This window comes from Arenimonas maotaiensis (assembly GCF_014638745.1).
Classification (GTDB): domain Bacteria; phylum Pseudomonadota; class Gammaproteobacteria; order Xanthomonadales; family Xanthomonadaceae; genus Arenimonas; species Arenimonas maotaiensis.
In genome coordinates, this window is sequence record NZ_BMFO01000001.1 from 87,271 (window position 1) to 105,216 (window position 17,946).

Consider the following 17,946-nt stretch of genomic DNA (forward strand, 5'->3'; position numbering starts at 1 on the left):
TATGGCCTGCCGGCTTTCACGTGTCGGACAACTCCGAAATGCAGCTCAGAATTCAGGACAGCGACGCAATCCGCCGCGACCAGAATCGCCAGCGGAATGCCGGACGCCAACGCCAGAGGGTCCCATCGGCGAAGTCGAACCGCGTTTCCCGTGCCGGGTCGAATGCGGCCTCGACGGCAAGCCAATCGCGCGGCTGACGCAGGTCGAGCAGCTCGCCACCGCCATCGGCCATGTCCTGCGCCGCCAGCGCACGGATATCCCAAGCCGACGATTCGATGCGGGCGAAACCGTGATGTACCGCGGACGGCAACGCGCCCTGCCCCCAGAACCACAGTGCGTTCACCGTCGCCATGCCGCGGCGCTGGCGCTCGACGTTCAACGGATGGTTGTACAGGATCACCTGACATTCGTTGAACAGCGCCGTCCAGCGGCGCTCGGCCGGCAAGTGGTCGGACAGCGTGCAACCCAGCATTTCCGGCGCCGGCGTGAACGCCGGCAAGACCTCATCGCTGGCGGCGCGCAGGAAGAAGCGGCCATCGCCGCCGAGAAACCGGTAACCGGCATCGGCGAACACCGGCGCCAAAGCCTGATGGATGGCGTCGGTTTCGGATCCGCTTAGCGGCAAGGTATCCCAGGCCATCAGCCGGGCATCACGCATTTCCATCTGCAGGTGTACCGGATCGGCCAACAGCCACTGCCCGTCTCCGGCATCGCCCGGCCCGGCCTGCCGGCATAGCGCCGCCAGCGGCCAGCCGTCCGGCTCGCAGCGGAAATGCCGTTGCAGCTGAGCGCTCTCGCCTGCCGTGCCGGCAGTCTGATGGAAACGGCGGGCGATGCGCGCGAACGCAGGCGAGAACCCCTGGCCGGCGAAGCGGCGCCGTTCCGGCAACAGCAGGACGCGCGCGCCGGTCGGCATGTCAGTCGAGATAACGGACCGCGGTGATTTCGTATTCGCGGCTGCCGCCCGGGGCCTGGATGGTGATGGCGTCGCCTTCGTGCTTACCGATCATCGCGCGCGCGATCGGCGAAGACACCGAGATCAGCTGTTGCTTGATGTCGGACTCGAGGTCGCCGACGATGGTGTAGGTCACCACCACGTCGGAATCCAGGTCGACCAGCTCGACGGTGGCGCCGAACACGACCTTGGAGCCGGCCTTGAGCTTGCCGACTTCGATGACCTGGCAATGCGACAGCGCGTATTCCAGCTCCTGGATGCGGCCCTCGATGAAACCCTGCTGCTCGCGCGCGGCGTGGTATTCGGCGTTCTCCTTCAGATCGCCATGGCCGCGGGCCTCGGCGATGGCTTCGATCACCTTCGGGCGCTCGACCGACTTCAGACGGTCCAGCTCTTCGCGCAGGCGCAACGCGCCTTTGTGGGTCAGGGGAACGATGCCGCTCATCCGCGCAGCTCCGCATGCAGTTCCTGCAGGGAACGGACGCTCGGGTTGTCGCGGGTGTCCATCGACTGCACCAAGGCCTTGGCGCCGGGAATGGTGGTGGAATACACCAGACGGTGCTGCAGCGCTTCGCGGCGGATCGAGAACGAGTCGGCGATGGCCTGCTTGCCCTCGGTGGTGTTGATGAGGTAGCTGATCTCGCCGTTCTTGATCAGGTCGACGATGTGCGGACGGCCTTCGGCGACCTTGTTGACCGCCTCGCAGGGCAAGCCGCGGGATTTCAGATACAGCGCGGTACCTTGGGTGGCGACCAGACTGAAGCCCTTCTTCAGCAGCGCCTGGGCGACTTCGACCACGCGCGGCTTGTCGACCTCGCGCACCGACACGAAGGCTTTGCCCGGTTGCGGCACCTTGATGCCGGCGGCTTCTTCGGCGCGGCCGAAGGCCTCGCTGAAGCTGCGGCCGACGCCCATCACCTCGCCGGTGGAGCGCATTTCCGGTCCGAGGATCGGATCGACGTTCTGGAACTTGGCGAACGGGAAGATGGCTTCCTTGACCGAATAGTACGGCGGCACGATCTCGCGCAGCGCGCCCTGCGCGGCCAGGCTCTGGCCGGCCATGCAGCGTGCGGCGATCTTGGCCAGCGGCCGGCCGATGGCCTTGGACACGAACGGCACGGTGCGCGAGGCGCGCGGATTGACCTCCAGCACGAAGATGGTCTCGCCCTGGATGGCGAACTGGGTGTTCATCAGGCCGACCACCTTCAACGCGCGGGCCATGCGCGTCACCTGCTCGCGCAGGCGGTCCTGGATGGCGGCCGACAGGGTGTACGGCGGCAGCGAGCAGGAGGAATCGCCGGAGTGCACGCCGGCCTCTTCGATGTGCTCCATGATGCCGCCGATCAGCACGTCGCCGTCGGCGTCGGCGATGACGTCGACGTCGACTTCGACCGCGTTGTCGAGGAAGCGGTCGAGCAGCACCGGCGAATCGTTCGAGACCTGCACCGCTTCGCGGATGTAGCGCGACAGGTCTTCGTCGGAATACACCACTTCCATGGCGCGACCGCCCAGCACGTAGCTCGGGCGCACCACCAGCGGATAGCCGATCTCGTTGGCCAGCGCGATGGCCTGTTCGGCGTTGCGCGCGGTGCGGTTCGGCGGTTGCAGCAGGCCGAGCTCCTCGACCAGCTTCTGGAAGCGCTCGCGGTCTTCGGCCCAGTCGATCGAATCCGGCGAGGTGCCGATGATCGGCGCGCCGGCGGCCTCCAGCGCACGCGCCAGCTTCAGCGGGGTCTGGCCGCCGTACTGCACGATCACGCCGACCGGTTTCTCCAGCTCGACGATCTCCAGCACGTCCTCGAGCGTCAGCGGCTCGAAGTACAGGCGGTCGGAGGTGTCGAAGTCGGTCGAGACCGTCTCCGGGTTGCAGTTGATCATGATGGTCTCGAAACCGTCCTCGCGCAGCGCCAGCGAGGCATGCACGCAGCAGTAGTCGAATTCGATGCCCTGCCCGATGCGGTTCGGGCCGCCGCCGAGCACGATGACCTTGCGGCGGTCGGTCGGCGCGGCCTCGCATTCGTCCTCGTAGGTCGAATACAGGTAGGCGGTGCCGGTGGCGAACTCGGCGGCGCAGGAATCGACGCGCTTGTAGGTCGGACGCACCTTCAGCGCATGGCGCAGCGCGCGCACCGCGGCCTCGTCGGTGCCGGCCAGTTGCGCGATGCGCGCGTCGGAGAAGCCCTTGCGCTTCAGATGGCGCATGCGACCGGCGTCCAAGGCGGCCAAACCGCCCTCGGCGATCTGGGCCTCGATGGCGACCAGTTCCTCGATCTGATCCAGGAACCAGGGGTCGATGAAGCTGAGTTTGAACACCTCGTCCACGCTCAGGCCGGCGCGGAAAGCCTCCGCGACCTGGAACAGGCGCTCCGGACCGGGCTCCTTGAGCTCGCGCTTGATGCGCAGCAGGCCTTCCTCGCCTTGGGCGGCGGCGCCGGTCGGGTCGAAGCCGACCTTGCCGATTTCCAGCCCGCGCAGCGCCTTCTGCACCGACTCCTGGAAGGTACGGCCCATCGCCATCACCTCGCCCACCGATTTCATCTGGGTGGTCAGTCGCGCGTCGGCGGCCGGGAATTTCTCGAACGCGAAGCGCGGGATCTTGGTGACCACGTAATCGATGGTCGGTTCGAACGAGGCCGGCGTGAGGCCGCCGGTGATTTCGTTGCGCAGCTCGTCGAGCGTGTAGCCGACCGCCAGCTTGGCGGCGATCTTGGCGATCGGGAAGCCGGTGGCCTTGGAGGCCAAGGCCGAGGAACGCGACACGCGCGGATTCATCTCGATCACCACCACCCGGCCGTTGTCGGCGTTGATGCCGAACTGCACGTTGGAGCCGCCGGTGTCGACGCCGATCTTGCGCAGCACCGCGATCGAGGCGTCGCGCAGACGCTGGTATTCCTTGTCGGTCAGGGTCTGCGCCGGCGCCACGGTGATCGAGTCGCCGGTGTGCACGCCCATCGGGTCGAGGTTCTCGATCGAGCAGACGATGATGCAGTTGTCGGCGGTGTCGCGCACCACCTCCATCTCGTATTCCTTCCAGCCCAGCACCGACTCCTCGATCAGCACTTCGGTGGTCGGCGACAGGTCGAGGCCGCGCTTGACGATCTCGATGAACTCCTCGCGGTTGTAGGCGATGCCGCCGCCGCTGCCGCCCAGGGTGAAGCTCGGGCGGATGATGGTCGGATAGCCGACGCGGGTCTGGATGTCGAGCGCCTGTTCGAGCGTGCGCGCGATCTCCGCCTTCGGGCAGTCCAAGCCGATGTCGGCCATGGCCACGCGGAACAGTTCGCGGTCTTCGGCCATGCGGATCGCCTCGCGCGAGGCGCCGATCAGCTTGACGCCGTATCTGTCGAGCACGCCGTCGTCGGCCAGGGTCAGGGCGCAGTTCAGCGCGGTCTGCCCGCCCATGGTCGGCAGCAGCGCGTCCGGCTTCTCCTTGGCGATGATGCGCTCGACCGTGGCCGGATTGATCGGCTCGATGTAGACGGCGTCGGCCATGTCCGGATCGGTCATGATGGTGGCCGGATTCGAGTTGACCAGCACCACGCGGTAGCCTTCCTCGCGCAGGGCCTTGCAGGCCTGGGCGCCGGAATAGTCGAACTCGCAGGCCTGGCCGATGACGATGGGGCCGGCGCCGATGATCAGGATGGTTTGGATGTCAGTACGTTTCGGCATTTCGTCGCTCGGTCGTTCGGTGGGATGCGCGCATTCTTAGTCGGCGAACAGCGCGGAAGCCGGGATCTTGCAGGTGGACATGGCCTTGAATATGGCCTGGGTAGCCAAATCGGCGCCGATTTGCTCGCCGGCCGCTTCGTTCTCTTCCTGCGATTTGTTGGTGTCGAGGGCATTGCCCAAGCCTGCCACGCGGCGCAGACCGGCGTAATCCGGGCTCTGCATCAGGCTCATGAACGAACCGACCTGCTCGATGCTGGCGGCCGACAGGATGGCCTGCTCGTCGGCCGGCACGCCGGTGCGCTCGGCCTCGGCGCCGGCCAGCACCAGACGGTTCATCAGCCAAGCGGAACCGCCCTCCAGCACGCGGATGTCGGCATCCAGTCGCGAGGGATTGGCGGCGGCGTATCCGGCCACGTCCACGCGCTTCATGCGCCGGTAGCCGGCACGGCTCAGTTCGCCGCGCAGGCAGCTGTGCTGGCCGGCACTCATGGCGTTCCGGTCGCTCCGCAACGGCCACTGCGGATCGGCTTTGGCCAACTCCTCGAAGATGCTACCGATCGGCATCAGCTCGACCACCAAGTCAGTCAGGCGCTCGACCTTGGCGGCGTTGGCTTGGGCCCAGGCGGACGGCATGCCAAAAAAATTGGCAGCCAGCAGGACCAGGGCGGTGAATGACGCGCGGACGAATCGATGCATGCGGCGGTCCTCGGTGGGTTGGCGGTCAGAGTTCTTCGAAGCGTACGTTGCAGACGGTCATGGCGTCGGACAGGGCCGGGAGCATCAACGTCAGGCCCGCGGCCTGACCGACTTTCCGGCCGCTCTCCCCGTCCACGATCTGTGCGCCGATGCCGAGCATGGCGCGCAGCGGGGTGTATCGCGGATCGTTGGCCAGCAACACCATCTGGGCGAGCGCCTCCGGCGTTTCGTCCTTCAGCAGCGCAGTGGGGTCGAAGCGGTTCTCGCTGCCGCTGAACTTGCTTTCCATGCCCGCCGACATGAGCTTGGCGAACAGCCGGCCCGCATCGCCCTCGAGAACGGTCAAGTCTTCGGCGAACCGCGCCGGTTCGGCGCGGGCATAATCGGCCACGCGGCGCTCCACCACCTTCCGGTAGGCGGGCGCCCGCAGATTGCCGCGCAGACACGCGAGCCGCTCGGCATCCAGGCGGCTGTCCGCGCTGCCCGGCCACGCCGGATTCTCGGCCGCCGCCATCTCCATGATCCGTCCGATCGGCATGACACGGACCGCGACATCCGCCATCCGGCTCTGCTGCGCCGGCGTCACCTCGTCGGCGCCCGAAGCGCGGTGTGCGCAAAAGGCCAGCAGCAACAGGGCGGCGAGGCGCAGACCCGGACTCATGCGCGCTCCGCCATCAAGGCGATGAAGCGGTCGAACAGGTAGGACACGTCGTGCGGACCGGGGCTGGCTTCGGGATGGCCCTGGAAACTGAACGCCGGCGCATCGGCGAGCGCGATGCCTTGGTTGGACTGGTCGAACAGGGAGCGGTGGGTGACCGTGACATTGGCCGGCAGGCTGCTTTCGTCGATGGCGAAGCCGTGGTTCTGCGAGGTGATCAGCACGCGCCGGGAATCGAGGTCGATGACCGGATGGTTGGCGCCGTGGTGGCCGAACTTCATCTTCAGGGTCTGCGCGCCGGCGGCCAAACCGAGCAGCTGGTGGCCCAGGCAGATGCCGAAGGTCGGGATCTTGCGGGCGATGAAGGTCTTGATCGCGGCGATGGCGTAATCGCAGGGCGCCGGATCGCCGGGGCCGTTGGACAGGAACACGCCGTCGGGATCGAGCGACAGCACCTGTTCGGCCGGCGTCTGAGCCGGCACCACGGTCAGGCGGCAGCCGCGTTCGGCCAGCATGCGCAGGATGTTGTGCTTGACGCCGAAATCGTAGGCCACCACATGAAAGCGCTCCGGCGCCTCGACGAAGGCCTGGCTGTTCAGGTCGAGCTGGCCGCCCTGCCAACGGTACGGTTCGCCGCAGGTGACCACTTTGGCCAGATCCATGCCCTTCAGGCCGGCGAACTTGCGGGCGGCCTCCACGGCATGCTCGCGGTCGATGACGCCGGCCATCAAGGTGCCGCTCTGGGCGCCGCGGTCGCGTAGCAGACGCGTCAGCTTGCGGGTGTCGATGTCGGAAATGGCGACGATGCCGTTCTTGACCAGCCACTCCGGCAGGTCGATCTGACTGCGCCAGTTACTGGCACGGCGCGGCACGTCGCGCACGATCAGGCCGGCGGCATAGACCTGGCCGGACTCGTTGTCGAGCCCGGTGATGCCGGTATTGCCGATGTGCGGATAGGTCAGCGTGACCAGCTGGCGGCTGTAGGACGGGTCGGTCAGGATTTCCTGGTAGCCGGTCATGGCGGTGTTGAACACCACCTCGCCCACCGAAATGCCGGTCGCGCCTACGGATAAGCCCTCGAATACAGTTCCGTCTTCGAGAGCGAGAATGGCTGGTTGGGTCACAAAGCTCGCCTTTTCAAGAGTTTGGGGTACTTCCTGCAGCGGATTCCCGTATTGCGCGGGAGCCGAAAGAAGGCGGTTAGGCGAGCGAGAATTTTAGCGGATGCGGGCGGGTTTGTCCATGAAAGACTTACAGCAGATCGTCGAACCGGTAATGCCCGTTCATTTTCGCCGATAGCCGGACCGCGGCGAACAGCGCGCCCTGCGCGAAGATGTCGCGGTTGGTGGCGCGGTGGGTCAGCTCGATGCGCTCGCCCATGCCGGTGAACTGCACCGTGTGCTCGCCGACGATGTCGCCGCCGCGCAGCGAATGATAGACCGGCGCCTTGCCGCTGGCGGCCTCGGCGGTGCGGCCCAGGCTCAGCGCGGTGCCCGAGGGCGCGTCCTTCTTGTGGATGTGGTGCGATTCCAGGATGTCCAGCTGCCAATCCTTCAGCCACTGCCCGGCCTGGCCGACCAAGCGATCGAGCACCGCCACGCCGAGCGAGAAGTTCGAGGCCCAAAGCACCGGAATGCGGGCGCCGGCGGCTTCCAAGGCCGCGAACTGGCCGGCGCTCAGGCCGGTGGTGCCGCTGACCAAGCTTTTCCCGCGTTCCAAGCACAGGGCCAAGACGGCATCGAAGCCCTCCGGCGAGCTGAAGTCGATGGCGACATCGAATTCCGGCAGGTCGCGCAGACGGTCGCTTTCGCGGCTGCCGCTCTGCGCGCTCACCCGCAGGCGGGCATCGTTCTGGGCCAAGCGCATCAAGGCCTGGCCCATGCGCCCGGAGGCACCGTGGATCAGCAGTCGGACGGGCGTTTCCATCAGCTTCTCAGGTTGATCCAGGTGGCCTTGAGCTCGGTGTACTTCTCGAAGGCGTGCAGGGATTTGTCGCGGCCGTTGCCGGACTGCTTGAAGCCGCCGAACGGCGCGGTCATGTCGCCGCCGTCCCAGTAGTTGACCCACACGCTGCCGGCGCGCAGTTTCTTGGCCACGCGGTGGGCTTTGCTCAAATTCGAGGTCCAGACGCCGGCGGCCAGGCCGTAGTCGGTGTCGTTGGCGATGCGCACGGCGTCCTTCTCGTCGTCGAAGGCGATGACCGACAGCACCGGGCCGAAGATCTCTTCTTTCGAGATGGTCATTTCATGGGCGACCTCGTCGAACACCGTCGGCGCCACGTAGTAGCCGCCGGTTTCGGTCATCACCCGCTCGCCGCCGAGCGCCAGACGGGCGCCCTCGGCCTTGCCCTTTTCGATGTAATCGAGCACGCGGTTCATCTGGCCTTCGTCGACGATGGCGCCCATCGGCGCGCCCGGCTCGAACGGATGCTTGGGATGCAGGTACTTGCCGGCCTCGACCACCATGGCCACGAATTCGTCCTTGATCGAACGCTCGACCAGCAGGCGCGAAGCGGCGGTGCAGACCTCGCCCTGGTTGAAGAAGATGCCGATGGCGGCCGCTTCGGCCGCGGCCTGCAGGTCGGGCGCGTCGGCGAACACTACGTTCGGGCTCTTGCCGCCGCATTCCATGTAGGCGCGCTTCATGTTGGAGCGGCCGGCGCACTGTAGCAGGTGCTTGCCGACGCCGGTGGAGCCGGTGAACACCAGACCGTCGACGTCCATGTGCAGCGCCAACGGCTCGCCGGCGCCCTTGCCGAAGCCCGGCAGCACGTTGAACACGCCGGCCGGAATGCCGGCTTCCATCGCCAGCTCGGCGATGCGGATGGCCGACAGCGGCGATTTTTCAGAGGGTTTGAGGATCACCGAGTTGCCGGTAGCCAGTGCCGGCGCGAATTTCCAAGCCGCCATCAGCAGCGGGAAGTTCCACGGCACGATGGCGCCGACCACACCCAGCGGCTCGCGGGTGATCAGGCCGAGCTCATGCTGCGGGGTCGGGGCGATTTCGCCGTAGACCTTGTCGATGGCCTCGGCGGTCCAGTTCAGGCAGCGCACGCTGGCGGAAACGTCGATGGCCAGCGCGTCGCCGACCGGCTTGCCCATGTCGATCGACTCCAGCAGCGCCAATTCCTCGGCGTGCTTTTCGATCAACAGCGCGAATTTCTGCAACGTCCGCTTGCGGTGCGCCGGCGAGGATTCCGACCAAGCGCCGGACTCGAAGGCGCGGCGGGCGGCGCGCACCGCGCGCTCGACGTCTTCGGCCTCGCATTCGGCCACCCGGCCGCGGCTCAGGCCGTCGATCGGGCTGATGCAGTCGAAGGTCTTGCCGGAGGCGGCGTCGACGTAGGCACCGTCGATGAAGGCCTGCGTGTGCAGGTCGAGGGCTCGGGCTTTGGCTTCCCACTCGGCGCGGGTGAGTTTCTGGGACATGGCGGATTCTCGGAAACGGAGGATTAAAAGGACGGCGGCGTGTTGGCGCTCACCAGAATGGCTTCGGTCTTGCCGACGTTGCGGAACCGGTGCGGGGTCTTGCTTTCGAAGTAATAGGCGTCGCCCGGGCCGAGCACGCGCACCTGATCGCCGACGGTGAGCTCGATTTCGCCCTGGATGATGATGCCGCCCTCCTCGCCCTCGTGCAGGAGCATGTCCTTGCCGGTGTCGGAGCCCGGCGGCATGACCTCGCGCAGGATGCACATCTGGCGTTGCGGACGGTTCTGGCCGACCAGGAAATAATGAATGCCGCCGTTGCCGACGTCGATCTGCTCGTCCTTGCCGTAGAACGGCGAGTCGCCACGCTCCTCGCCCAGGTCGACGGTGAAGAAATCGGCCAGGGAAATCGGGATGCCGTCCAACACCTTCTTCAGCGAACTGATCGACGGGCTGACCTTGTTCTGCTCGATCAGCGAGATGGTGCTGTTGGTGACACCGACCCGTTTGGCCAGTTCGCGCTGGCTCAGGCCTTTTTTGTTGCGGACTTCCTGAAGGCGTAACCCGATATCCATGGCGTTCTGCGGACTGTCAAATGCGATGTTGAATATTTAACACCCCTCGCCGGAAAGGTCAATCCGCATGTAAATATATTTTACAAATCCGGGGATTGTAAAATTTATTCAACACGGTATAGTGACGAAACATCGCCTTGGACCGATACCGCCATGACCGACACGCCGCGCTTCCATCAGCATTACCAAAGCCAAGCCACCCAGCACCCCGAGCAGATGGACGCGTTCTGGATGCCGTTCTCGGCCAACCGCCAGTTCAAGCAAAAACCGCGCCTGCTGGCCAGCGCCGAGGGCATGTATTACAAGACCACCGATGGCCGTGAGATTTTGGACGGCACCGGCGGCCTGTGGTGCTGCAACGCCGGCCATGGCCGGCGCCGCATCATCGACGCGGTGCAACAGCAGATCGCCACCCTCGATTTCGCACCGACCTTCCAGATGGGCCACCCTCTCCCCTTCATCTTGGCCGAGCGTCTGGCCGAAATCGCGCCCGCCGGGCTGAACAAAGTGTTCTTCACCAACTCCGGCTCGGAGTCGGTCGATACCGCGTTGAAGATCGCCATCGCCTACCATCGTGCCCGCGGCGAAGGCCAGCGCACCCGTCTGATCGGCCGCGAGAAGGGCTACCACGGCGTCGGCTTCGGCGGCATCTCGGTGGGCGGCCTGCCCAACAACCGCAAATGGTACGGTCCCGGCCTGCCGGGCGTGGACCATCTGCGCCACACGCTCGACATCGGCCGCAACGGCTTCAACCGCGGCCTGCCGCAGCACGGCCTGGAACTGGCGGAAGACCTGGAGCGTCTGGTCGCCCTGCACGACGCCAGCACCATCGCCGCGGTCATCATCGAGCCGATTTCCGGCTCGGCCGGGGTCATCCTGCCGCCGGAAGGCTACCTCAAGCGGATTCGCGAAATCTGCGATAAGTATGGGATTTTGTTGATATTTGACGAAGTCATCACCGGCTATGGTCGGGTCGGCAAGGCGTTTGCCGCCCAACGCTTCGGGGTCACGCCGGATTTGATCACCACTGCCAAGGGCCTGAGCAACGGCAGCGTACCGATGGGCGCGGTGTTCGTGCGCGACCGCGTGCATGAGGCGTTCATGAGCGGCCCGGAGCACATGATCGACCTGTTCCACGGCTACACCTATTCCGGTCATCCGTTGGCCTGCGCCGCCGCACTGGCGACGCTGGACATCTATGCCGAAGAGAACCTGTTCGAGAAGGCCATCGAACTGGAAAGCTATTGGGAAGATGGCCTGCACGCGCTGAAAGGTCTGCCGAACGTCGTCGATATCCGCAATTTCGGCCTGATCGGCGCCATTGAGCTGGCATCGCGTCAGGGCCAACCCGGCAGCCGCGCCTATGACGTGTTCAGCAACTGTTTCCACGAAAAAGACGCGCTGATCCGCGTCACTGGCGACGTCATCGCGCTGTCGCCGCCGCTGATTCTGGAAAAACAGCACATTGATGCGTTATTCTCCCGCATCGCCGATGCGATCCGGGAAACCGACTGACCCCGTACCGCCCGCGCGACACCACACAAAAACGACTTTCTCGGAGTAATACAGCATGATCATCGGCGTACCCAGTGAAATCAAGAACCACGAATACCGCATCGGCCTGACCCCGTCCGGCGCCCGCGAGCTGATCGCCAACAGCCACCGGGTGCTGGTGCAGCGCGACGGCGGCAAGGCCATCGGCCTGACCGACGAGGAATACCGCAAGGCCGGTGCCGAAATCGTGGACGGCGCCGAGGAGATCTTCGCGCGCGCCGAGATGATCATCAAGGTCAAGGAACCGCAGCCGAACGAATGCGCCATGCTGCGCCCGGGCCAGATCCTGTACACCTACCTGCATCTGGCGCCGGATCCGGTGCAGACCGCCGCGTTGGTGAAATCCGGCTGCACCGCCATCGCCTACGAAACCGTGACCGACCGCAAGGGCGGCCTGCCGCTGCTGGCGCCGATGTCGGAAGTGGCCGGCCGGATGTCAATCCAGGCCGGTGCGCACGCGCTGGAGAAAGCCCAAGGCGGTTCCGGCGTGCTGCTCGGCGGCGTGCCGGGCGTGAAGCCGGCCAACGTGCTGGTGCTGGGCGGCGGCGTGGTCGGCCTGAACGCGGCGCGCATGGCGATGGGCTTGAACGCCCGCGTCACCCTGCTCGACCGCTCGCTCGACCGCCTGCGCTACATCGATGAGCTGTACGGCGACCGCATCACCACCCTGTACTCGACCGTGGACGCCATCGAAAGCCTGCTGCCGCAGACCGACTTGGTCATCGGCGCGGTGCTGATTCCCGGCGCGGCCGCGCCGAAGCTGGTGTCGCGCACGCAGCTCAAGCTGATGAAGCCCGGCTCGGTGCTGGTCGACGTCGCCATCGACCAGGGCGGCTGCTTCGAGACCTCGAAGCCGACCACCCACCAGAATCCGACCTTCGAAGTCGATGACGTGATCCATTACTGCGTCGCCAACATGCCGGGCGGCGTGGCCCGCACCTCGACCTTCGCGCTGACCAACGCCACCCTGCCGTTCGCCGTGCAGATCGCCAACCGCGGCGCCAAGGCGGCATTGCTGGCCGACGAGCACCTGCGCAACGGCCTGAACGTGCATGCCGGCAAGATCACCTACAAGGCGGTCGCCGACGATCTCGGCTACGACTACGTGCCCGCCACCGACGCCCTGAACGCCTGACCGGAGCCCGCCATGACCGCCACCATCGCCCACTTCATCGCCGGCCAAGACCACGTCGGCACCGGCAACCGCAGCGCCGAGGTGTTCAATCCGGCCACCGGCGAGGTGAGTGGACGCGTGGCGCTGGCCGATCCGGCGGACATGGAGGCCGCCATCGCCGCCGCGCAGACGGCGTTCCCGGCGTGGGCCGCGACCACGCCGTTGGCGCGGGCGCGGGTGCTGTTCAAGTTCAAGCACTTGCTGGAAGCCCACGCCGACGAGATCGCGCTGGCGATCACCCGCGAGCACGGCAAGGTGTTCTCCGACGCCAAAGGCGAATTGACCCGCGGCCTGGAAGTGGTCGAATTCGCCTGCGGCATCCCGCATCTGGTCAAGGGCGAGCACTCGATGAACGTCGGCACCGGCGTGGATTCCTGGAGCGAATACGCGCCGTTGGGCGTGGTCGCCGGCATCACGCCGTTCAACTTCCCGTGCATGGTGCCGATGTGGATGTTCCCGATCGCCCTCGCCTGCGGCAACACCTTCGTGCTGAAGCCCTCGGAACGGGACCCGACGCCGCCGATGATCCTGGCCCGATTGTTGAAGGAAGCCGGGTTGCCGGACGGCGTGTTCAACGTGGTGCACGGCGACAAGACCGCGGTCGACGTGCTGCTGGACGACCCGCGCGTGCAGGCGGTCAGCTTCGTCGGCTCGACCCCGGTCGCCGAATACATCTACGCCCGCGGCAGTGCCGCCGGCAAACGCGTGCAGGCCCTGGGCGGCGCCAAGAACCACATGGTGATCATGCCCGACGCCGACATGGACCAGGCCGTCAACGCCCTGCTCGGCGCCGGTTACGGTTCGGCCGGCGAGCGCTGCATGGCGATTTCCGTCGCGGTCTGCGTCGGTGACGCCGCCGCCGAAGCGCTGATCGCCAAGCTCAAGCCGATGGTGGAAAGCCTGCGCGTCGGCCCCGGCGACACTAACAACCCGGACATGGGCCCGCTGGTGACCTGCCAGCACCGCGACAAGGTCAAAGGCTACATCGACGCCGGCGTGGCCGAAGGCGCGCAGCTGCTGGTGGACGGCCGCGGCCTGAAGGTGGAGGGCTTCGAAGAGGGCTTCTACCTCGGCGGCACCCTGTTCGACCGGGTCACACCGGAGATGACCATCTACAAGGAAGAGATCTTCGGGCCGGTGCTGTGCATCGTGCGCGTTCCGGATTTCGACACCGCCTGCCGCCTGATCAACGACCACGAATACGGCAACGGCACCGCCATCTTCACCCGCGACGGCGATGCCGCCCGCCAGTTCTGCCACGGCATCCAGGTCGGCATGGTCGGCGTCAACGTGCCGATTCCGGTACCGATGGCGTTCCACAGCTTCGGCGGCTGGAAACGCTCCCTGTTCGGCCCGTTGCACATGCACGGCACCGACGGCGTGCGCTTCCACACCCGGCTGAAGACGGTCACCGCGCGCTGGCCGACCGGCATCCGCGCCGGCGCCGAGTTCAGCATGCCGACAATGAAGTAAACTGAATACACGCCCGCTTCGCGCGGGCGGAAGACCGGTGACGCTCGTCCCGGCGATTGCCCCGCGCAAGGAACGACGAGTGGACTGCTTGCACGGAGCCCGCCATGTCGAACGATTCCGCCTCGCCCGCGACCCCGACCGTCTCGGATCTCGCGTTTACCCGCCACTCGCCGTACGGCACCCAAGCCGAACCGACCTACGCCGGCGCCACCAGTTTCCTGCGCCGGCGCTACAGCAAGGAGCTCACCGGCGTCGACGTCGCCGTAGTCGGCGTGCCGTTCGACGTGGCCACCACCGGGCGCCCCGGCACCCGCTTCGGGCCACGCGCCATCCGCGCCGCGTCCAGCATGCTGGCCTGGTGCCCGCCCTACGCCTGGGGCTTCGATCCGCTCGATATCCTGCATGTGGTCGACTGGGGCGACGTGTTCTTCGACTCCGGAAACATCGCCGGCGCACCGGCCTTGATCACCGAAGCCTACCGGGGCTTCTGCGCCGCCGGCGTGTTGCCGCTGACCCTGGGCGGCGACCACTTCATCAGCTATCCGATCCTGCAGGCCTTGGCCGAGGCGCACGGCCCGCTGTCGCTGGTCCACTTCGACGCCCACAGCGACACCTGGAAGGATGACGGTGGCCGCATCGACCACGGCACCATGTTCTATCAGGCGGCGGTGAACGGTCTGGTCGATCCGGCGCGCTCGATCCAGCTCGGCATGCGCACCCACAACGCCGACACGCACGGCTACCAGGTGCTGGACGCGCGCTGGCTGCACCGGCACGGCGTGGACGCGGCGGTGGCGGCGATCAAGGTCCGCGTCGGCAACAACGCCTGCTACCTGACCTTCGACATCGACTTCATCGACCCGGCCTTCGCCCCCGGCACCGGTACGCCGGTGGTCGGCGGGTTCGACAGCCACACCGCGCTGGAGCTGATCCGGGGCTTGGGCGGTCTGAATCTGGTCGGCTGCGACGTGGTCGAAGTGTCGCCGCCCTACGACCATGCCGAAATCACCGCCTTGGCCGGCGCCAGCATCGCGCATGAACTGCTGGCGTTGATCGCCTCGGGACGGCGCTGAGCCATGCTGTCCTGGTTCGAACGCCTGGTATCGCCCTTCCCCGACACGCCGCCGGAACAGCCGCCGACCGGGTTCTTTCCGTTCGTGTGGGCGGCGATGAAGGGCATGCGCGGCCTGATCGGTCTACTGGCGCTGCTGACCGCGCTGATCGGCGCATTCGAGGCCCTGCTGTTCGCCATGCTCGGCAATATCGTCGATTGGCTGAGCAAAGTCCCGCCGAATCAACTCTGGAGCCAGGAACGCGGCAACCTGCTGCTGCTCGTCGGCGTACTGGTGGCCAGCCCGTTGCTGATCGCCGCCCAGGCCCTGGTCAAATACCAGGCGCTGAACGGCAATTTCGCGATGCGCCTGCGCTGGAACTTCCACCGGCACCTGCTCGGCCAAAGCATGGCCTTCTATCAGGACGAGTTCGCCGGACGGGTCTCGGCCAAGATGATGCAGACCGCCCTCGCGGTGCGCGACACGGTGATGATCGTGACCGACATCCTGGTGTTCGTGGTGATCTATTTCCTGACCATGACCGCGGTCGCCGGCGCGTTCGACGCCAAGCTGCTGCTGCCGTTCTTCGGCTGGCTGGCGCTGTACCTGCTGGCCTTGGCGTATTTCGTGCCGCGTCTGGGCAAAGCCGCCAGCGCCCAAGCCGATGCCCGCAGCCTGATGACCGGCCGCATCACCGACGCCTACAGCAACATCGCCACGGTGAAGCTGTTCTCGCACAACCAGCGCGAGGCCGGCTACGCCAAGCAGTCGATGCGCGAGTTCCTGGCCACCGTCTACCGGCAGATGCGGCTGGTGACCGGTTTCGAGGTGGTCAACCATATCCTCAGCATGGGCCTGATCCTGGCTACCGCCGGCGCCGCGCTCTGGCTCTGGAGCCTCGGCCAAGTCGGCATCGGCGCGGTGGCGGCGGCCACCGCCATGGCGTTGCGCCTGAACGGCGTCTCGCACTGGATCATGTGGGAGATGGCCAGCCTGTTCGAGAACATCGGCACCGTGCAGGACGGCATCGAGGCCCTGGCCAAGCCGGTGGCGATCCAGGACGCGCCGGACGCGGCGGAACTACGGGTCAGCAATGGCGACATCCGCTTCGAACAGTTGAACTTCGCCTATACACCCGATAAGCCGGTAATCGCCGATTTCGACCTGCACATCCGCCCCGGCGAGAAGATCGGCCTGATCGGGCGCAGCGGCGCCGGGAAATCCACCATCGTCAACCTGCTGCTGCGCTTCTACGCAGCCGGCGACGGCCGCATCCTGATCGACGGCCAGGACATCGCGCGCGTGACTCAGGATTCGCTACGCCGGCAGATCGGCATGGTGACCCAGGACACCTCGCTGCTGCACCGCTCGGTGCGCGACAACCTGCTGTACGGACGGCCGGACGCCGACGAGGCCGCGATGCGGCAGGCCGCGCGCAACGCCGAGGCCGAGGACTTCATCCTGGCCTTGAGCGACGGCAAAGGCCGCACCGGCTTCGACGCGCACGTCGGCGAACGCGGCGTCAAGCTGTCCGGCGGCCAGCGCCAGCGCATCGCCATCGCGCGCGTGATGCTGAAGGACGCGCCGATCCTGCTGCTGGACGAGGCCACCAGCGCGCTCGACTCCGAAGTGGAAGCGGTGATCCAACGCGACCTGTACCGGCTGATGGAGGGCAAGACGGTGATCGCCATCGCGCACCGGCTGTCGACCATCGCGGCCATGGACCGGCTGGTGGTGATGGACCGCGGGCGCATCGTCGAGCAGGGCTCGCACGCCGAGCTGCTCGCGCGCGGCGGCCTGTACGCCCGCCTGTGGGCGCACCAAAGCGGCGGCTTCCTGGTGGACGAGGACGCGCCGGAACCGGCTTAGTACTGGGCCAGGCGGCCGAGCGCGGAATGGCTGGGTGACGTCGCCAGATCCAGCGGCGTCACCAATTTCGGATTCGGGTTGGGCACCACGCTGCCGGCGGCGGCCGGCGCCGGCGAGGCCATCAATCCATGCAGTCCCAGCCGCGCACGGACTTCGGCCATGCGTCCGGTCAGTTCCTCGTCCTGTATGCCGACGCCGAGCGTCTCCGGCGATGCCATGGCGCGCAACGCGGCGGCATGCGGGCGTGCCTGCAGCAATTCCCACATTTCCTTGGCGAACGCCACCCAGTCGATTTTGGGGAATGGCAGGCCGCTGGGCGGCGCCACCACCACGGTCGGGGTGACGGCGCCGGGCGGATCGACCTTGGCCAGCAGGAAGCAGTTGTAGACGAATTCGCTGCAGATCATCGCCCGGTCGTCGTTCTCCAGCAGATGGTCGAGCGCCTCGCGCACCAGATAGCGCGCCAGCGGATGCTCCGGCAGCTTCTGGCGCACGGCCGAGATGATACCGATTTCCAGCAGCTTGCCGAACTCGTACGGCGTGCCGAGGAACACTTCGCCGGCGGCGACCACGGCCGCGCGCTCGGCGTCCGACAGCGGCAGTCCGGCTTTGTTCACGCTGCGGAATGCGTCCAGATAGACCACCTCGGAACTGTCGGCCAGGCGCTTGGCCAGCGGATAGCGGCGCACGCCGGAGGCCGAGGCCTCCATCATGTCGCCGTTGTCGGCCATCAGCGCCGCATGGCTGTAGGCGGAGTCGCCGCACCAGGCGATCATGGCCGAGACCGGTCCGGTGCTGAGCATCAGGATCAGGTCGCCGCTGCGGATGGGAATGTCGGTCATGTTC

At 66.5% G+C, this 17,946-nt stretch carries 15 protein-coding genes; 5 read left to right on the plus strand and 10 right to left on the minus strand.

Annotation, left to right across the window (positions count from 1 at the left end; genetic code table 11):
* Positions 1-52: 52 nt before the first annotated feature.
* The 9 genes from IEV56_RS00410 to IEV56_RS00450 all read right to left on the minus strand — a co-directional run bounded on the left by IEV56_RS00410 (position 53) and on the right by IEV56_RS00450 (position 9,978).
* Entirely contained in the window at positions 53-916 is an 864-nt protein-coding gene (locus tag IEV56_RS00410) for a phosphoglycerate mutase (protein ID WP_188446561.1), read from the minus strand.
* A gap of 1 nt (position 917) precedes the next feature.
* Positions 918-1,400 (minus strand): transcription elongation factor GreA, encoded by a 483-nt coding sequence (gene greA / locus IEV56_RS00415; RefSeq protein ID WP_188446563.1) that lies wholly within the window; start codon positions 1,398-1,400, stop codon positions 918-920.
* Complete coding sequence (gene carB, locus IEV56_RS00420) at positions 1,397-4,624, minus strand: carbamoyl-phosphate synthase large subunit (RefSeq protein ID WP_188446570.1); 3,228 nt, start codon at positions 4,622-4,624, stop codon at positions 1,397-1,399. The genes greA and carB overlap by 4 nt, the downstream gene beginning before the upstream one ends.
* Before the next feature lie 36 nt (positions 4,625-4,660).
* A complete protein-coding gene (locus tag IEV56_RS00425) occupies positions 4,661-5,320 on the minus strand; it encodes a hypothetical protein (RefSeq protein ID WP_188446572.1) in 660 nt (219 codons plus the stop codon).
* Positions 5,321-5,345: 25 nt separating this feature from the next.
* Complete coding sequence (locus IEV56_RS00430) at positions 5,346-5,981, minus strand: hypothetical protein (protein WP_188446574.1); 636 nt, start codon at positions 5,979-5,981, stop codon at positions 5,346-5,348.
* Positions 5,978-7,102 (minus strand): glutamine-hydrolyzing carbamoyl-phosphate synthase small subunit, encoded by a 1,125-nt coding sequence (carA, locus tag IEV56_RS00435; protein ID WP_188446580.1) that lies wholly within the window; start codon positions 7,100-7,102, stop codon positions 5,978-5,980. Before carA ends, IEV56_RS00430 begins: the two co-directional genes overlap by 4 nt.
* 127 nt (positions 7,103-7,229) lie before the next feature.
* Entirely contained in the window at positions 7,230-7,907 is a 678-nt protein-coding gene (locus IEV56_RS00440; protein ID WP_188447935.1) for a 4-hydroxy-tetrahydrodipicolinate reductase, read from the minus strand.
* Positions 7,904-9,406, minus strand: a complete 1,503-nt coding sequence (locus IEV56_RS00445; RefSeq protein ID WP_188446582.1) for an aldehyde dehydrogenase — start codon at positions 9,404-9,406, stop codon at positions 7,904-7,906. Before IEV56_RS00445 ends, IEV56_RS00440 begins: the two co-directional genes overlap by 4 nt.
* Positions 9,407-9,429: 23 nt before the next feature.
* Positions 9,430-9,978, minus strand: a complete 549-nt coding sequence (locus tag IEV56_RS00450; RefSeq protein ID WP_188446584.1) for a cupin domain-containing protein — start codon at positions 9,976-9,978, stop codon at positions 9,430-9,432.
* 153 nt (positions 9,979-10,131) lie between these two features.
* Here IEV56_RS00450 and aptA point away from each other — a divergent pair, with 153 nt between their 5' ends.
* From aptA to IEV56_RS00475, 5 genes are all read left to right on the plus strand, one after another.
* Positions 10,132-11,493, plus strand: coding sequence for an omega-aminotransferase AptA (gene aptA / locus IEV56_RS00455; protein ID WP_425488547.1), 1,362 nt, complete (start codon positions 10,132-10,134; stop codon positions 11,491-11,493).
* A gap of 55 nt (positions 11,494-11,548) precedes the next feature.
* On the plus strand, positions 11,549-12,667 hold the full coding sequence (ald, locus tag IEV56_RS00460; RefSeq protein WP_188446586.1) for an alanine dehydrogenase: 1,119 nt from the start codon (positions 11,549-11,551) through the stop codon (positions 12,665-12,667).
* A 12-nt stretch (positions 12,668-12,679) separates the two neighbouring features.
* Positions 12,680-14,179, plus strand: coding sequence for a CoA-acylating methylmalonate-semialdehyde dehydrogenase (locus IEV56_RS00465; RefSeq protein WP_188446588.1), 1,500 nt, complete (start codon positions 12,680-12,682; stop codon positions 14,177-14,179).
* A 104-nt stretch (positions 14,180-14,283) separates the two neighbouring features.
* Positions 14,284-15,252, plus strand: coding sequence for an agmatinase (gene speB, locus IEV56_RS00470; protein ID WP_188446590.1), 969 nt, complete (start codon positions 14,284-14,286; stop codon positions 15,250-15,252).
* Between the two features lie 3 nt (positions 15,253-15,255).
* Positions 15,256-17,100, plus strand: a complete 1,845-nt coding sequence (locus tag IEV56_RS00475; RefSeq protein WP_188446593.1) for an ABC transporter ATP-binding protein — start codon at positions 15,256-15,258, stop codon at positions 17,098-17,100.
* On the opposite strand, the gene IEV56_RS00480 is transcribed toward IEV56_RS00475, so the two are convergent.
* Complete coding sequence (locus tag IEV56_RS00480) at positions 17,097-17,942, minus strand: C40 family peptidase (protein WP_188446595.1); 846 nt, start codon at positions 17,940-17,942, stop codon at positions 17,097-17,099. The two genes, IEV56_RS00475 and IEV56_RS00480, sit on opposite strands and share 4 nt — an antisense overlap.
* Positions 17,943-17,946: the final 4 nt, after the last annotated feature.